The sequence below is a fragment of the Ohtaekwangia kribbensis genome, assembly GCF_042676245.1.
GTDB lineage: Bacteria > Bacteroidota > Bacteroidia > Cytophagales > Cyclobacteriaceae > Ohtaekwangia > Ohtaekwangia kribbensis.
Window position 1 is genome coordinate 808,137 of sequence record NZ_JBHTKA010000008.1, and the last position, 15,643, is coordinate 823,779.

14 protein-coding genes are annotated in these 15,643 nt (G+C 43.2%); 6 read left to right on the forward strand and 8 right to left on the reverse strand.

The annotated features are described in order from the left end of the window. The first annotated feature begins 97 nt into the window (after positions 1–97). Entirely contained in the window at positions 98–880 is a 783-nt protein-coding gene (locus ACFQ21_RS24420; RefSeq protein WP_377583655.1) for a segregation and condensation protein A, read from the forward strand. Positions 881–960: 80 nt separating this feature from the next. On the opposite strand, the gene ACFQ21_RS24425 is transcribed toward ACFQ21_RS24420, so the two are convergent. Both ACFQ21_RS24425 and ACFQ21_RS24430 read right to left on the reverse strand, forming a co-directional pair. Then, positions 961–1,908 (reverse strand): pyridoxal-phosphate dependent enzyme, encoded by a 948-nt coding sequence (locus ACFQ21_RS24425; protein ID WP_377583657.1) that lies wholly within the window; start codon positions 1,906–1,908, stop codon positions 961–963. A gap of 23 nt (positions 1,909–1,931) precedes the next feature. Continuing rightward, positions 1,932–4,091, reverse strand: a complete 2,160-nt coding sequence (locus ACFQ21_RS24430) for a S9 family peptidase (RefSeq protein ID WP_377583659.1) — start codon at positions 4,089–4,091, stop codon at positions 1,932–1,934. Positions 4,092–4,157: 66 nt separating this feature from the next. Here ACFQ21_RS24430 and ACFQ21_RS24435 point away from each other — a divergent pair, with 66 nt between their 5' ends. After that, the gene (locus ACFQ21_RS24435) at positions 4,158–5,126 is read left to right on the forward strand and encodes a YpdA family putative bacillithiol disulfide reductase (RefSeq protein WP_377583662.1); all 969 of its coding nucleotides are present in this window, start codon (positions 4,158–4,160) and stop codon (positions 5,124–5,126) included. Between the two features lie 269 nt (positions 5,127–5,395). On the opposite strand, the gene ACFQ21_RS24440 is transcribed toward ACFQ21_RS24435, so the two are convergent. The 3 genes from ACFQ21_RS24440 to ACFQ21_RS24450 all read right to left on the reverse strand — a co-directional run bounded on the left by ACFQ21_RS24440 (position 5,396) and on the right by ACFQ21_RS24450 (position 8,136). Further along, entirely contained in the window at positions 5,396–6,031 is a 636-nt protein-coding gene (locus tag ACFQ21_RS24440) for a response regulator (protein WP_377583664.1), read from the reverse strand. 75 nt (positions 6,032–6,106) lie between these two features. Next, complete coding sequence (locus ACFQ21_RS24445) at positions 6,107–7,015, reverse strand: diacylglycerol/lipid kinase family protein (protein ID WP_377583667.1); 909 nt, start codon at positions 7,013–7,015, stop codon at positions 6,107–6,109. Between the two features lie 14 nt (positions 7,016–7,029). Next, positions 7,030–8,136 (reverse strand): tetratricopeptide repeat protein, encoded by a 1,107-nt coding sequence (locus tag ACFQ21_RS24450; RefSeq protein ID WP_377583669.1) that lies wholly within the window; start codon positions 8,134–8,136, stop codon positions 7,030–7,032. A gap of 138 nt (positions 8,137–8,274) precedes the next feature. On the opposite strand from ACFQ21_RS24450, the gene ACFQ21_RS24455 reads away from it, so the two are divergent. Next, complete coding sequence (locus ACFQ21_RS24455) at positions 8,275–9,381, forward strand: amidohydrolase family protein (RefSeq protein ID WP_377583671.1); 1,107 nt, start codon at positions 8,275–8,277, stop codon at positions 9,379–9,381. Positions 9,382–9,509: 128 nt separating this feature from the next. On the opposite strand, the gene ACFQ21_RS24460 is transcribed toward ACFQ21_RS24455, so the two are convergent. Beyond that, the gene (locus ACFQ21_RS24460; protein WP_377583674.1) at positions 9,510–10,250 is read right to left on the reverse strand and encodes a hypothetical protein; all 741 of its coding nucleotides are present in this window, start codon (positions 10,248–10,250) and stop codon (positions 9,510–9,512) included. 43 nt (positions 10,251–10,293) lie between these two features. On the opposite strand from ACFQ21_RS24460, the gene ACFQ21_RS24465 reads away from it, so the two are divergent. The 3 genes from ACFQ21_RS24465 (at position 10,294) to ACFQ21_RS24475 (ending at position 12,495) form a co-directional block, all read left to right on the forward strand. Beyond that, entirely contained in the window at positions 10,294–10,890 is a 597-nt protein-coding gene (locus ACFQ21_RS24465; protein WP_377583676.1) for a nitroreductase family protein, read from the forward strand. A 256-nt stretch (positions 10,891–11,146) separates the two neighbouring features. Further along, entirely contained in the window at positions 11,147–11,683 is a 537-nt protein-coding gene (locus ACFQ21_RS24470; protein WP_377583678.1) for a TlpA family protein disulfide reductase, read from the forward strand. A gap of 92 nt (positions 11,684–11,775) precedes the next feature. Continuing rightward, positions 11,776–12,495 (forward strand): PrsW family glutamic-type intramembrane protease, encoded by a 720-nt coding sequence (locus ACFQ21_RS24475; protein ID WP_377583681.1) that lies wholly within the window; start codon positions 11,776–11,778, stop codon positions 12,493–12,495. A 30-nt stretch (positions 12,496–12,525) separates the two neighbouring features. On the opposite strand, the gene ACFQ21_RS24480 is transcribed toward ACFQ21_RS24475, so the two are convergent. Next, complete coding sequence (locus ACFQ21_RS24480; RefSeq protein ID WP_377583684.1) at positions 12,526–13,053, reverse strand: hypothetical protein; 528 nt, start codon at positions 13,051–13,053, stop codon at positions 12,526–12,528. A 38-nt stretch (positions 13,054–13,091) separates the two neighbouring features. Beyond that, the gene (locus ACFQ21_RS24485; RefSeq protein ID WP_377583687.1) at positions 13,092–15,464 is read right to left on the reverse strand and encodes a GAF domain-containing protein; all 2,373 of its coding nucleotides are present in this window, start codon (positions 15,462–15,464) and stop codon (positions 13,092–13,094) included. Between the last annotated feature and the right edge of the window lie 179 nt (positions 15,465–15,643).

The window sequence follows — 15,643 nt, forward strand, 5'->3', positions numbered from 1 at the left end:
GGAAGGTTTGGGAGAAAAAATAAAGCCACAAAATTAGTATTTCTTTTCAATCGGGCTTTTTGCCGGATTATAAATAAATTTGCCCCTCACTCCGACTATGACACAGGAAAATTTTGAGGTTAAACTCCCGCTGTTCGAAGGTCCTTTCGATCTTCTGCTGTTCTTCATTGAACGCGATGAACTCGATATCTACGATATTCCGATTTCGAAGATCACCAACGACTTCCTGGCCTATATCCAGCAGATGGAGCAACTCAACATTGAGGTAGCAAGTGAGTTTATATTGGTAGCAGCAACGCTTATGCGCATCAAATCTAAAATGCTGTTGCCGCGACCACAGTTGGATGAACAAGGAAATGAAATTGACCCACGTGAAGAACTCGTTCGACACCTGCTCGAATACAAGAAGTATAAATCGGTGGTGGATACTTTCCATAAAATGGAAGAAACTGAGCTCACCAAAGAGAAGCGCGGCAACCTGGTGAAGGAATTGAAGACCCTCGCTGAAAGCACCAACGTGGAAGCCGAACTTCAGGACATCACTATATTTAAGTTAATGCAGGTATTTGAAAAGGTATTGAAGAAAGCTGCTGCTGAAAAAAATAAACCTGTTCACCAGGTAGTGCAGTATCCGTATACCGTAGTAGGACAGAAGAAATACCTGATCGATGAGTTGAGTAAAACATCGAAGCTCTCTTTTGTTGAATTGCTGGAGTCTTTCCCTTCACGCATCGGATTGATTTTTAACTTCCTTGCCATACTGGAACTGCTAGCATTACAAGTTCTCACAATACAGGTTGGTGAAGGATTCAATAACTTCTGGATCTCTAAACAGGAAGGCGCTCCTGAAATAACACTAAACACGGAAGAGTTCAGCTAATAGATATAGCTACCCTAAAACAAAAACCGTTCTGTGCATATATAGTATATAGACAGAACGGTTTTTTATTTGTACATTTTTTATAAGCCGAAGAGTTTGGCGGCCCGCGCCAGGTCTACATTTCCTCCGGATATAATTACACCGATACGTTTACCCTTGAGCTTTTCTTTTGCTTTTAACACAGCTGCAAAAGGAACAGCGCCTGAAGGTTCTACAATAACTTTGAGATTGTCCCAAAGTATACGCATGGCGTTTGTGATCTCCTGGTCGCTTACGGTGATCACTTCCTTCACATGGTCGCGTACAATGGGAAATGTTTTATCGCCCAGCGTAGTGAGCAATCCGTCAGCAATAGAATTGGATTGTGATGGTTGAATCGAACCACTCTTTAACGAACGATACGCATCATCGGCTCCTTCCGGTTCACCGGCATATACCAGAGTTGATGGAGAAAAATATTTTGCCGACAATGCTGTTCCACTTAATAATCCGCCACCACCTACAGGAGGTATAATAACATCCATTGCTGGTATATCTTCAAAAAATTCTTTGGCTGCCGTAGCCTGCCCGGTAATTACTTCGTAATTGTTGAACGGATGGATTACACTCGCACCGGTTTTACCAACAACCTCTTGCAGGGTAGTCTCGCGCGACTCGAGTGTTGGTTCGCATTCGAAAATCTCGCCTCCAAAACTTAGTACACCCTGCTTCTTTATTTCAGGAGCCGTGCGCGGCATTACGATATAGGATTTTATACCCATGATCTTCGCAGACCGCGCTATAGCCTGTGCATGATTACCCGATGAATGAGTAGCTACACCTTTTGCTCTTGCTTCCGGGGTCAGCGTGAGCACTGCATTCATGGCACCGCGCGCCTTGAAGGCACCGATCTTCTGCAGATTTTCGCATTTGAAAAATATACTTGCCCCGGCAAGATTGTCTATCGCCTCCGATGTCAACACTGGAGTATGATTGATATATACTTTAATGCGCTCGTGTGCGGCTTCAATGGCTTCTTGTGTAATCATAGCTGAATAAACGTCAGTATATACTATAAGTTTTCCTGAACGTAGTTCAGCATCATGGTATACAGGTGGTATTTGGTCTGTGCGCCTTGTATACCGTGGTGTTTATCCGGGTAGTAGAATGACGTGAACTGCTTGCCGGCATTGATCAGTGCATCTTGCAATACTACTGAATTCTGGAAGTGTACGTTGTCATCTCCGGTACCGTGTATCAACAGAAAGTTACCCTGGAGTTTATTCGCATACGTTGATGGCGAGTTGTCATCATAACCGCTGGCATTGAGCTGTGGTGTTTGCAGGTAGCGTTCGGTATAAATAGTGTCATAAAATCTCCAGTTAGTAACAGGTGCTACTGCTATACCCATTTTGAAAGTACCCGCACCTTTTGTCATAGCCAGCGATGACATATAACCACCATAGCTCCATCCCCATATACCAATGCGACTGTCGTCTACGTACTCTAATGTAGAAAGGAATTTAGCGCCGGCTATATGGTCTTCCAGTTCATATTTACCCAGTTGTTTATAAGTAAGTTTTTTGAATTGCTCACCACGTCCGCCTGTACCGCGCGAATCAATTACGGCCACTATATATCCCTTCTGGGTTAACATCTGGTGAAAGAAGAAGTGACTGCCACCCCAAAGATTGTTTACGTTTTGTGAACCGGGGCCGCTATACTGGTATACCAACACCGGGTATTGTTTGGATGCATCAAAATTCTTTGGCTTCAGCATGTAGCCGTTAAGCGATGTGCCATCAATCGTTTTGAACGAGAAGAATTCTTTCGCTGCAAAGCCATAGTCATCTAATACTTTGGCAAGTGTAGCGTTGTCTTCCAGCACTTTTTGCAAAGCATTTCCTTTCGTTTTAAAGAGACTTACAACAGTAGGGTGTGCAGCAGACGTATGATAGTCAATATAGAACTGAAAATCTCCGCTCATGTTGATGGTGTGTATACCGGCAGCCTGAGAGAGTTTTGTTTTCTTGCCGCTTAATGTAATCGAATAGATATGTCTTTCAAGAGGCGATACTTCAGTAGAGGTATAGTAAAGTGTGTTAGTCTTTTCATCGAGACCGATCAACTGACTTACTTCAAACGAGCCTTGTGTGATTTGCTTCACAAGCTTTCCGTCCATGCCATACAGGTATAAATGTTTGTACCCATCGCGTTCGGTAGTATATATAAATTGTTTGCCGTCTGCGAGGTAAATCAGGTCATCGGTAAACTCAAGATCAATGAATGTTTCGCTCTTCTCGTTTAAAACAACCGTTGACGTACCGGTCGATACATTGGTATGAAAAATATCGAGGTTGTTCTGCAGTCTGTTCAATTTACGAATGGAAAGTATACTTGCATCTGCAGTCCATTTTACGCGAGGTATATATATATCTTTTTCAGTACCAATGTCAGCCTTTACTTTTTGTTTGCTGTCCAGGTTGTAGATCCAGATCTCAACGGCAGAATTCACTTCACCGGCCTTTGGATATTTGAAACGATAGTCGGTAGGGTATAACGTTTTTCCCCAGCGCTGCAGGTTATACTCCCGCACAGCTGATTCATCAAAACGATAATACGCCAGCTTCTTGCCGTCAGGCGACCAGTAGAAACCATCTACAAAGCTGAACTCTTCTTCATACACCCAGTCTGTTGTACCGTTGATGATGTGGTTGAATTTTCCATCGTCTGTTACCTGAACTTCTTTCATGTCGTTCAGTGTCACATAGAACAGGTTGTTTTCGCGTACAAAGGCAACCTTGCTGCCATCGGCTGAAAAGGCAGCGTACGATTGCTTGCCGTTGGCCGATAGCGGCTTAACAGATTTACCCGTGAGGTCGTATATAAAATAGTTTGCTGTAAACGATCTGCGATAAATACTTTGAAAGTCGGTTGTCAGTAAAAGTTTTTTTTCATCGCCACTAAAGGAATAATCCTGAATCTCGATCTTTGGATTCAAGGTTGATCCATCCACCAGTGTTTCTACCGGCTGCCCTGTAGTAATGTTATATTTTACCACCTTATTATTTTCCAGCGTAGAGTAAAACTTTCCGTCTTTCATCCAGTTGATGCCCCGGACAGTTTTCTGAGGAAATGTATTTTTGGTGGTGAAATCTTCAACCGTAATTTGTTTCTGGGCATATCCTGTAATGCAGAGTGCAAAAAAGACAGCGGTTAAGAGTTTATTCATGTTGTATAGGTTAATCGGTGCGAATTTTTATGAATATTGTTGAATAATCAAAATTGAATTACTGGAATGGAGGAGTTTGACGTTGTTATTATTGGCGCAGGACCTATCGGCCTGGCATGTGGTATTGAAGCAAAGAAAGCCGGACTGCGGTATGTTATCATTGAGAAGGGTTGTCTGGTAAATTCTCTTTTCAACTACCCACTCAACATGACGTTCTTCTCTACTTCCGAACGACTCGAAATAGGGGAGGTTCCTTTTATATCACATCAACCGAAGCCCAACCGGTTTGAAGCACTTGAATACTATAGGAGAGTAAGTATGAGCTGGCAACTCAGTCTCAGGCTATATGAGAAAGTTACCATGATAACATCTGCCAACAACAAGCATGTTGTTACCACGATGAAAGGACAGTACAAAAGTAAATCTGTTATACTCGCGCTTGGCTTTTACGATCTGCCGTATCTGCTCCACGTACCCGGAGAAGATCTGCCGAAAGTAAAGCATTACTACGATGAACCTCATCCATACTTCGGACAACGGATTGTTGTTATAGGTGCCGCCAACTCTGCTGTGGATGTAGCGCTTGAAACGTGGCGTAAAGGTGCCGATGTAACGATGGTAATTCGCGAAGACGGTATTCGCGATAGTGTGAAGTATTGGGTTAAACCCGATATAGAAAATCGAATCCAGGAAGGGTCGATCAAGGCATACTTTCGTTCTGAAGTAAAAAGAATTACACCCAATACAGTCGAGATAAAAACACCGGAAGGAGATAAGGTATTGGAAAATGATTTTGTACTCGCCATGACGGGCTATCAACCACCGTTTGAGTTTATGAAGGCGAGCGGCATTCAGTTTCATGATGATGCGTTTCACACACCGGTATATAATGAAGAAACGATGGAGACTAACGTGCCTGGTATATACCTTGCCGGTGTAGTATGCGGTGGATTGAAAACCAACAAATGGTTTATCGAGAACTCGCGCGTACACGCAACGATGATCGTAGAACATTTGCAGCGGGAGAAAAAATAAGTGCCTCCGACAGAAGAGGCACTTTTTGTTTAACCTGACCAACTATAGAGAAAAATCAAACAGTGTTTTTCTGTTTGGCTATATATACAAGCCGTACGTTGAAATAATAATACAGGAAGCAATGAAAACCTACGGAATGTAGCCAGCGGAATAAACCACAAGGTAACAGAGTTTTCATAGAGGAGGTGTAACAAAGGTATAGTGCGTAGCAACGCATAACAACTCCACGAACATGGGGTTGCCTGAGAAACCTCTACGAAAAATGTTTGCTAGATTTCTCCGCGCAGCGATTTGGATATAACCTCGGCTTTGCCGTGGACGTGCAGCTTTCGGTATATATTTTTGATGTGAAAGCGCACGGTTTCAATGCTGATGCTCATGCGGTCGGCAATCAGTTTATAGCTGAGGCCGTCTACCAGGCCGATTACAATCTCTTTTTCCTTTGCCGAGAGCGGTGATTCTACTTCCTTCTTGCGGGCACCATTCTGCGCAAACAATTCAATAACCTTGCGGGCTATCTGTGGCGACATGGGCGAGCCTCCTTTTGAAAGAAGTTCTATGCCTTCCTTGATCTCATCCAGCGGAGTATTTTTCAGCAGGTAGCCGGTGGCACCGGCACAGAGCGAATCGAATATTCGTTTTGGGTCATTGTATACCGAGAAGACAATGATATCAACATCGGTATGTTTCTCTTTGATCAGTTTGATACCTTCTATACCCGACATGCCCGGTAAGCCCAGGTCCATGATTAACACATTGGGCATGGCGGTGGTGGCAATGCTCTTCAAAAATTCTTCAACCGAGCCAAAAGCCATTTCGCATGAGAAGTTCTCCTGGCGATTCAAAAATGTCTGAACACCTTTACGGATCTGTTCGTCATCTTCTATAATACCTACTACGATCATACTGCAAAATAATGAAGAGCCCGGTATTCATAAAATATACTTTGTTCACATAAAGATGGGGGAATGAAGGCTTCTTTACGGAAGGAGCATTTTCAATTTCAGGGGCGTGATCTGGATGCGGGCCGGTAGCTTTCCGAGCAATTCGCCATCGGCTTCTATCAGGCATTCTTTTTCGGAATCCAGGTCGATCGCATCGGTGTTCTTGTAAAACACTTCGCGATGATGAATATATTTACCTTTCTTGAGTGGTACAGAGTAACGTATAAAATCCAGCACCGAAACATTGCCGCAGATAAAGGCATCCAGAATACCATCGTTGGGTTTAGCTTCGGGGGCTATACACAATCCGTGACCATAATAACCTCCGTTGCCAATGGCGAGTGTGCGTAATTTACCTTGCCAGTTCCACGATGATGTGCGCGCAGTTACAACCATAGGCCTATATGTAAAGAAGGTTGTAATGATGGAAATATAGTACGTAAAGGCAGAACCAAATGCACGATCGCTGTTCAATACTTTTTTCACCACTTGCGGCCCCATACCTATATCTGCTACGTTGACGAAGTAACGATGATCTTTCGCACCGGCATCGGTAGTATATAGCACTTCACCTACATCCAGGTATTGAGGCTCGGATTTCTGAAGCAACTGCATGAGCTTGACCGGATCGGATGGAATGTTCAGTGTGCGGGCAAAATCATTACCCGTGCCTACCGGAAACACAACGAGTGCCGGCAGATTTTTATAGCCTTCTCTTCCTTTCAGTATACCATTGACAACCTGGTGCAGTGTACCATCGCCACCGGCAGCGATAATAACGTCATAATGACTATCAACGGCTTTTGATGCCAGGGAAAAAGCATCGTTGCGCGAAAGTGTTTCAAACACCTCCGTTTCGTATACCAGCCGAAGCATAGGCACTACTTTACGATAGAAGTATCGCCGCTCCAGTGAAATGCCATTGAGTATAACCGCTATGCGCAACGTTGACGATCGCTTTACTTACAATTCTTTTTGATAAGCCCTTTGGCTTCCGTTGAACCAAGTTCTTCAGCGCGTTTAAAATCAAGACATGCATCGTACTTGTTGTTCATAGAAACTTTTACAAGACCGCGTTGTAAATACGTTTCCGGATCGCTGGGATATAGTTCAATAGAAGATGAATAGTCTTCAACCGCCCCGGCATAATCTTCTTTCTCTGTGCGGCTCAACGCGCGGTTATCATAGTATACCGGGTTGGTATCATCGAGTTCGATAGCTTTGCTATAGTCTGCTATAGCGCCATCGTGATCTTCGAGGTTATACTTTACAACACCACGCAGGTTATAGGTTTCCGGTTCAGTCGCGTTTAACTCCACAGCTTTGTTATAGTCTTCCAAGGCACCTTTAAAATCCTGTTTGGCATTTTTAGCAAGCGCACGGTTTTCAAATTTCAAAGCATCCTTTGGGTCGAGTTTTATAGCCTGGTCATAATCTGCAATAGCCTGATCGAGATTGCCGGTGTTATAGTAAGCTACACCACGATAGTTATACAGAGCTGCATCGGTCTTATCAAGTTCAATTGCTTTGGTATAGTCGTCAATCGCACTGATAAATTCTCCGAGCTCAGACTTTACCACACCACGATTAAAATATTTATCAGAGTCAATTGGTCCGATTTCGAGGGCCTTTGAAAAGTCGAAGTATGCACCTTGCAGATCTTCAATATTATACTTGGCCAGTCCGCGATTGCTATAGGCATCGGCAAACTTGGTGTTGAATTTTATAGCCTTGTCAAAATCAGGTATAGCATTTTCGTCATCGCCCAACGCCATCTTGGCTTCACCGCGGTTGTTAAGTGCATCAGCAAATGTGGAGTCCACCTCAAGCGCAGTGTTATAGTCGCCTATAGCTCCGTAAAAATCTTCTAACGCTACACGTACTTGTCCGCGAAGGTTAAGGGCTTGTTTGTTTTTAGGATTGCTGTCGATGATTTTGGTGAGATCGGTTTTAGCACCTTTCAGATCGTTCGCCTGAAATTTCTTCCGGGCGTTTTCCAGTTGCGCATCCTGGGCCTGCGCTATTGAAACAATGAGTATCGCGAAAATGAATGCAAGTTTTTTCATGCCTGTTATAAATAGCTGCCAATTTAAACATAAATCAAGTGACACTTCCCAAGGTTTTATTGCTGATTTCGACCTTCTATCCCGTTTTATGAGAGAGTTCGGGACTTTCCATTATTTTCACCAGCAAAAATTTCTGTCATGAAGAGGTGTTTTGTTTTTACGCTGCTCGCCTGGAATATCATTGTTGCCTGTGCGCAGGAAAAACCATTGGATGATAAAATGGATTTTGAAGACTATGATCCGCCATCAACACTTGTTGTGCCGGAGCATCATTTAACACGCGCTAAATTTCCGTTCATCGATGTGCACAATCACCAGTTCAACATGCCTACGCAGGATCTGCAGGCGCTAACCAAAGAGATGGATAAACTGAACATGGCCGTGATGGTAAACCTGAGTGGTCGTGGCAGAGGAAGTACGGAACATCTCGACCGATCGCTTGAGAATGTAAAGAAGACAAATCCAAAACGATTTATAGTATTTACCAACATGGACTTTGCTGCTATAGATGATCCGGAGTGGCAAGGGCGTATGTTAAAGCAGTTGGAAGATGATGTGAAGAAAGGTGCCAACGGATTGAAGATCTATAAGAGCCTCGGTATGTTTACGCAAGATAGTAAAGGCAACCGGGTACATATTGATGATCCGCGCATCGATCCCATCTGGGACAAGTGTGGTGAACTTGGTATACCGGTGTTAATACACGCAGCCGATCCAAAACAATTCTGGCAACCAATCGACAAGAACAACGAACGCTGGCTGGAGCTGAAGCTACATCCCGGCAGAAGACATGATACCGACCCGGTGTCGTGGGAGACCATCATTGCCGAGCAGCATAATATTTTCAAGAAGCATCCCAAGACTAAATTTATCAACGCACACCTGGGCTGGTATGGAAGTGATCTTAAAAAATTAGGTGAACTGCTGGATAAATTTCCGAATATGTATACCGAGATCGGTGCTGTTATAGCCGAGCTTGGCCGACAGCCGCGTGCTGCGAAAGCTTTTTTAACGAAGTATCAGGATCGCGTTCTGTTCGGAAAAGATTCATGGGTGCCTGAAGAATATGAAACCTATTTCAGAGTATTGGAAACAGCTGACGAGTATTTTCCTTACCACAAACGCTACCATGCTTTCTGGAGAATGTATGGATTAGACCTGCCTGATGATGTGTTGAAAAAAATATACTATAAGAACGCACTCAAGATAGTTCCGAACATTGACGCCAGTCAGTTTCCGAAATAGATATATAGGCCTTACTAAAACAAAATGCAGTCAGCAATTTTCGTGCTGACTGCATGTATAGTATATATTGTTTTCCCGCAGAAGGCGCAGATATACGCAGACTATAATGGCAAATAACGGGAAAGAAATTATTCAGTCGTCTGATTTTTGCTTGAAGCACTTCCGCCAAAACGGAAACCTACACCCGAACCAAACTGAAATGATCTGTACTCAAACTCTACATCAGGACTCGCTACGAGTGTAGCACCTGCCTGGAATGTAAAGAAGATACGATTGCTTGGAAGATTTACCCGACCAATCACAGCAGGCTCTACAAATACTTTTGGCGACATGCTTACATTCGTAATTGTAGCACCGGTAAGTTCATCCTTGAATTCATAGAAATCAACAATTGAAAATCTTGGTACGAACGAAACACCCATTACTTTTTTATTGATGCCGAATGCAGGTTGTACAAAGAAGCGTTCAAATTTTCCAGTAGCCCATACATCATCCGGAGTATTGAAGAAATCATATTCATCATAACTTGATCCTTCACCACGACCATAGCCTGCAAAAATTTCGTAACACCAGATGCCATCATTTTCGTAATAACCAACGCCTCCTTCCAACAGTGTATGACGGTGATAATTATCGGTATCGTCATCTTCAACCTTGCCACGTTCTTCAAAAGCATAATTACCCATAATACCAATGTGATCAGATACAGACACTGCTGTTTGTATATCCAGTCCGTTGAGTACTTGTATAGAGCCTTGAAATTCTCCTCCTTTGGTAAACATCGGAGAGTTGCGCAGATTTGGAACATAAACCGGAGCGCACGATGCAAGTAAGAGGATGAAGAGGGTTGGGAGTAAAAATTTTCTCATCTTTGAAAATTTAGTAAATACTAAGATAATAAACTTTATTAGGATGGACATAGATGCTTCTAAAACAGAATTAGTAAACAACCTGATCCGGACTCGCAGATCGGTTTTTCAACAGCAGTATAGTGGAGAGCGTGTAGACGATGCGATTGTAGCACAAATGCTTGAAAACGCACGGTGGGCACCAACACATAAATTAACAGAACCCTGGCAGTTTATTGTTTTTACCGGTGATGGTTTACGCAAACTTGGCGAACAGCAGGCTGCCGTGTATAAACGAGTAACAGAAGCTAACGGTTCATTTAAAGAAGAGCGCTATCAAAACCTTCTTACAAAAACGGTATTGTCATCGCATATTATAGCGGTTGGTATGAAACGCGATGAAAAAAAATCTGTACCTGAACTCGAAGAACTCGGGGCTGTGTTTTGTGCAGTGCAGAATATGTATCTCACCGCTGCTGCCTATGGTATAGGTTGTTATTTAAGCAGCGGTGGTGTAACCTATTTTGAAGAAGCAAAAGAATTGTTTGGTCTTGATAAGGATGACAAGCTGCTAGGCTTTTTGCATATAGGTATTCCGAAAACACAAGTGCCCGATAGCAAACGCAAACCTATTGAAGACAAAGCTGTATGGGTACGCTAAACATAGAATGCCTTGTAAGGTAAATAGCACTTATCGCGAAAGGTAATGTGTTTTGGAATCGCAACGTTCCGTATGCGCACGTTAAAACAAGGATTGGCATGAAAGTAGCTCATCTATAGTGAAGTGAACAATGGCCGGTAAATATGAGTCGTGCTGTGTGGTTATTTACGTCATCTTATCGACTTGTAAGGTTACTTTTATCAAACGCAACGGTTACTAAAGGCTTATTCGGTAAATTGAAGGAAAATTAAATTGTATGAGATATTCTATACTGTTATTGATAGTGTTTACCAGCATGCTTGCAAAAGCACAGGTAATTGGCAAGCAGTTTCCGGCTATGGAAGCTGAGAGCGTGGAAGACAAGAAAGTAAAATTACCAGACGATGTTAAAGGTAAATACACATTGCTCGGCCTTGCCTACTCAAAAAAATCGGAAGATGAACTGAACTCCTGGTTCCAACCGGTGTTTGAAAAATTTATTCAAAAGACGTCAGGTGTGTTAGCAGGTTTTTCGTACGATGTGAACGTTTATTTTGTGCCCATGTTTACGGGAGTCAACGCAGCGGCTACGGGTACTGCAAAACGTAAAGCAATTAAGAACATAGATCCACAATTATTACCCTATATTTTGTTTTATCGTGGTGAGTTGAAGTCTTACAAAGAAGCGCTTGATTTCGAGAAGAAAGATATTCCATATTTCTTTGTGCTTGATGCTACCGGAAAAATTGTATACGCTACATCAGGCAAGTATACTCCCGATAAAATGGATAAAGTGGAGGAAGTGATTGAGTAAGAAATCAGACACAAACATGTGGGAAAGATCCCTCTTCCATCACGGGAGAGGGATTTTTTTATGCGTAACTTCGTCCCTTTCAATTTAGTTGCATGGACTTCTTTAGTTTGTTAGCCCTGGCACTTGCTCCCGGTGTCGCTATTGCTTTATATATTTATCTGAAAGACAAACACGAACGCGAACCGTTGGTGTTACTATGCATCAGTTTTTTGTACGGAGCATTAAGTGCCGTTATCACACTGGTAGTGAGTTTACCGGTTAACCTCCTCATCATCACCAAAGAACATGACGCTATACACCAGTTCGTCAATGCTTTTTTTAAAGTGGCGTTGATCGAAGAGAGCTGCAAATTTTTATTCGTGCGATTTATCCTGTTCAACAATAAAAATTTTAATGAACCTTTTGATGGTATAGTCTATGCCGTGATGGTGAGCCTCGGCTTTGCGACATTGGAAAATGTGCTATATGTATTTCAATCAGGTTTTATGACGGGCGTGTTGCGACTGTTTACGGCTGTGCCGGCACACGCAACGTTTGGGGTAATGATGGGCTTTTACCTAGGCAAAGCCAAATTCACACATCGGCAAGGTATATTGTTAAGCGTTGTTGCCTTGGCCGCAGCAACACTCTTTCATGGTGCGTACGACTACTTCTGGTTCATATCGTATGTACCGGGTATATGGCTGGCTGCCATCGTGTCATTGCTTATTGGCTTTGTATTGTCGCGTAAGGCTATCAGACTACATCAGCAGGCATCACCGTTTATTAATCATCATCTTGCGGGTAACGATGAGCAACCAGTAAAAGAATAAGCATTAAGTATATATACTCTTTGGTATGTATTACTCTATCTTTTTCAGCGTAGCGGTTTTCTTGAAGTAGCCGTTCTTGAGCAGGGTTATCAGCTTCTTGGGTGATGGATCAATCTGGTACAGCGTTTCATTTTTCAGCTTCACCGAATCGATCTTTATTTCTTTGGAGAGATGCTGGAGCATGCCGTTAAACAGGCTGTCTTTCTCCTGCAACATATAACAGGTTATATCACCGTTCTTCTCCTGTTGAATAACGCGCAGCAGCCACTCCGGTTTATCGTTGATGTTAATGAAGTAAAAACCCTGGTAGTGCTTAATCATCAGGCTATCGCTCAACACACTTCCACCGAGCGGATCACTCGATGCATAGTATCGGCCCGACAGTACAACTAACGTATCACGCGTAGCACGATTGTCTTCCGGCAGCACATACTTACCTTGCAACGTATGGGGTATGCTATGGAGGCGTTCAACACCTTTGGGTTGTGGTTCTTTGTACGTTACTTCCTTGCAACTGATTACTGCTACAAGTATAAGATATACCAGGAATCGCTTCATGGAAATGAAGGTACAAAGAACAATGAAAAAGCAAAAGGTTAGTGCACCCGTAATCCTTCTTCTATATCTTTCAGCAGGTTGTCGTTATCAACCGCAGGTAGCGAAAGCGGTTCACTTGTTATTTGTATGCGCAACGCACGCAGTCCGGTTGCTCCCGGTAATTCTTCCAGCTCAAGCTCTTCTACCTCACCGGTAATCATACCCTTTGCTTTCAGGTAATGGAAGTAACGTTTATACTCGTCTTCTACTTTTGCCTGGTTATATACAATAGCAAGTTTACCGGGTTGTGTAAGTCGTTCGCCTGTATTTTTTATATGCGCTTTGTCAATACGTTTCTTTACGATCTCATAACGGATGTCGTACGCACCATCCACATCAAACTGCTTTTCATCCGGACGAAAGCGAATGGAGATAGGTTGATCGTGAACCAATATTAACTGCGTTATCTCCAGAACGGTTTTCATTTTTAATTTCAGTGCTTCGATCTTGCGGTTTACTTCAATCATTACCAGCAATTGCCACAACCGGAAGTTACGAAGGTTGAACAGATCAAACGTGCGGTTCTTTACCAACGAACTGCCCAGGTATATGGTGAACTCGACACCATCGGTTTTATACTTCTCAAAATAATGCGGAAACATTTTTTGTGCTTCGGTCTCTGCATCATCCAGGTAATCGCTGATGGCCTGGTTGATAAGCCCGAGACTTTCTTCGAAAGCTTTTCTGCGCTTGTATACTACACCAAATGTAGGGTCGAGGTTTGCACGATAACGCGCGATCGGCCTCTGCAGATTCTCATCTTCTTCAAAGTGAGCGATCATCGGGTTGATCTCTGATTTCAGAAAGTCAAGTACATTGCTCTCATCACCAGAGGCCAGGCCGAGGTTTATCTTTCGAAGTTGTTCATCTGTTTTAAAGATAGCTTCTTCCAGCAGCGGCAGTTTGCTGGCAGTATATATTTTGGTAAGAAGATCCTTGGCAAGCTTTAGGTTCTGCTGCAAGTCGCGTTGTATCGCCATGTTACGCTCAATCGAAGAGTTGCGCACATCGGCAAGTCCGTATAGCGGGTATACATCTTTGAATGCAATCTCTTCCAGCGTTGCTTTCTCATCGGTGCGTCTTCGGTTCAGCAGGTTTAGTCCGGCTTCAAAAAACTTCCATTGAACTGCCGGGTGAATGGCAGTGCACTCTTCCTGGATAATCGCACGCACCTCGGTAGACATCTCTTCTTTAACACGCTTCACCGCTGCGGTAAACATCGGCAATACGTTCTCTACCTTATGCGCACTTACAGGATTTAGTTTGGCTGGTGTAGGTGTAGCCAGCTCAAGCATGCCTATAATTTCCTCACCGTCTATCAGGGGTGCGAGTAAAATATTCCTGATACCATTTTTGAGCAACGAATCTTCAATAACCGATTTGAATGGATAGTCTTCCAGGTTCTCGATCGTAACATAGCGTTTCTCCATCCAGCTGCGCTCGTATACCGAGCCGGTAAAATCATGGCAGGGTACATTATCACCACAGGTAACACTGTTCCAGCATTCGGATGCCTGGCTGTTGGTTACTAAATTATTGTTGGGATCAAGATAGGCTATACCCAGACGCATATCCGGAATGCCAAAGAGCGACCGAAGCTTGTGTTGTATCTGTACAAAACTTTCGGTACGGGTAACAGCGTTGCGTTCCAGCAGATCGTATTTGATAGACGAAAGCATTTCCTGCTCCGTAACATCAATCAGTCGCATAATGAACAAACCGTGAAACTCGAAATCTTCCGGGTGTATATATTGAAGCCACAAGTCAACATCATACAACTTCTCCATTAAAAACTTGATGACATTTTTCTCGATGGGTTTATATTCTGTCTTGGCAATTACATCGCAAAACTTGTGGTTGATCTCGATACGATATACTTTGTCAAGCCCGCTAACCGGATCGCGCAGAGTTACCAGCACCGGTCTGGGGTTCTTGGCAATCAAACCAAAGCTCTGATACTTTTCCAGAATCATCATGCACGCGCGAATCGTTTTGCCGAGCGTAATTTTTCCACCCGGCACATTGGCGTGTGCCTGTTTTTCGAATGTGTCAAAAGATATATTTCGGTCGAAGGCTTCTGTGCTATATAATGACTTGAATCGGAACGGTTGTAAAGCAACGGTAAGTTCTGTATCGCCACTGGCTGTGGGTATGACGGCCGACATCAGAAAATCAAGAAAGGGTTTATGTTTGGCAAACACCGCTCCATCTTCCATTGGTTGTTTCAACTCCGGTGCACCATCAATATAATTCTGAATGTACGAAGCAAACGCAGGCAGATGCCCTTCGCGTATGCGTTGCTCCCAGTGTTCCACCAACAGGCGGAAGTTGAGAAATGATGTAAAGGGAAATATAGTAGTAGTATTTTGCATAGATGGTGGCTTGTGATAAAATACGGGGTATTACGATCCAGGTTCACTAAAATTAGACGGAAATGTGGATTTTTTAGTGTAAAACCCTAAATTATCTGGGTGAACCACCTTTACATGCGGGCAACGTTTTCCTGGTTTAATTTTTATCGGCGATTACAACCGCCTTTATGGTTGACGTG

Coding starts and splice junctions, on each gene's coding strand:
- ACFQ21_RS24420 (WP_377583655.1), top strand. CDS start 98: ATGACACAGGAAAATTTTGAGGTTAAACTCCCGCTGTTCGAAGGTCCT.
- ACFQ21_RS24425 (WP_377583657.1), bottom strand. CDS start 1,908: ATGATTACACAAGAAGCCATTGAAGCCGCACACGAGCGCATTAAAGTA.
- ACFQ21_RS24430 (WP_377583659.1), bottom strand. CDS start 4,091: ATGAATAAACTCTTAACCGCTGTCTTTTTTGCACTCTGCATTACAGGA.
- ACFQ21_RS24435 (WP_377583662.1), top strand. CDS start 4,158: ATGGAGGAGTTTGACGTTGTTATTATTGGCGCAGGACCTATCGGCCTG.
- ACFQ21_RS24440 (WP_377583664.1), bottom strand. CDS start 6,031: ATGATCGTAGTAGGTATTATAGAAGATGACGAACAGATCCGTAAAGGT.
- ACFQ21_RS24450 (WP_377583669.1), bottom strand. CDS start 8,136: ATGAAAAAACTTGCATTCATTTTCGCGATACTCATTGTTTCAATAGCG.
- ACFQ21_RS24455 (WP_377583671.1), top strand. CDS start 8,275: ATGAAGAGGTGTTTTGTTTTTACGCTGCTCGCCTGGAATATCATTGTT.
- ACFQ21_RS24460 (WP_377583674.1), bottom strand. CDS start 10,250: ATGAGAAAATTTTTACTCCCAACCCTCTTCATCCTCTTACTTGCATCG.
- ACFQ21_RS24465 (WP_377583676.1), top strand. CDS start 10,294: ATGGACATAGATGCTTCTAAAACAGAATTAGTAAACAACCTGATCCGG.
- ACFQ21_RS24470 (WP_377583678.1), top strand. CDS start 11,147: ATGAGATATTCTATACTGTTATTGATAGTGTTTACCAGCATGCTTGCA.
- ACFQ21_RS24475 (WP_377583681.1), top strand. CDS start 11,776: ATGGACTTCTTTAGTTTGTTAGCCCTGGCACTTGCTCCCGGTGTCGCT.
- ACFQ21_RS24480 (WP_377583684.1), bottom strand. CDS start 13,053: ATGAAGCGATTCCTGGTATATCTTATACTTGTAGCAGTAATCAGTTGC.
- ACFQ21_RS24485 (WP_377583687.1), bottom strand. CDS start 15,464: ATGCAAAATACTACTACTATATTTCCCTTTACATCATTTCTCAACTTC.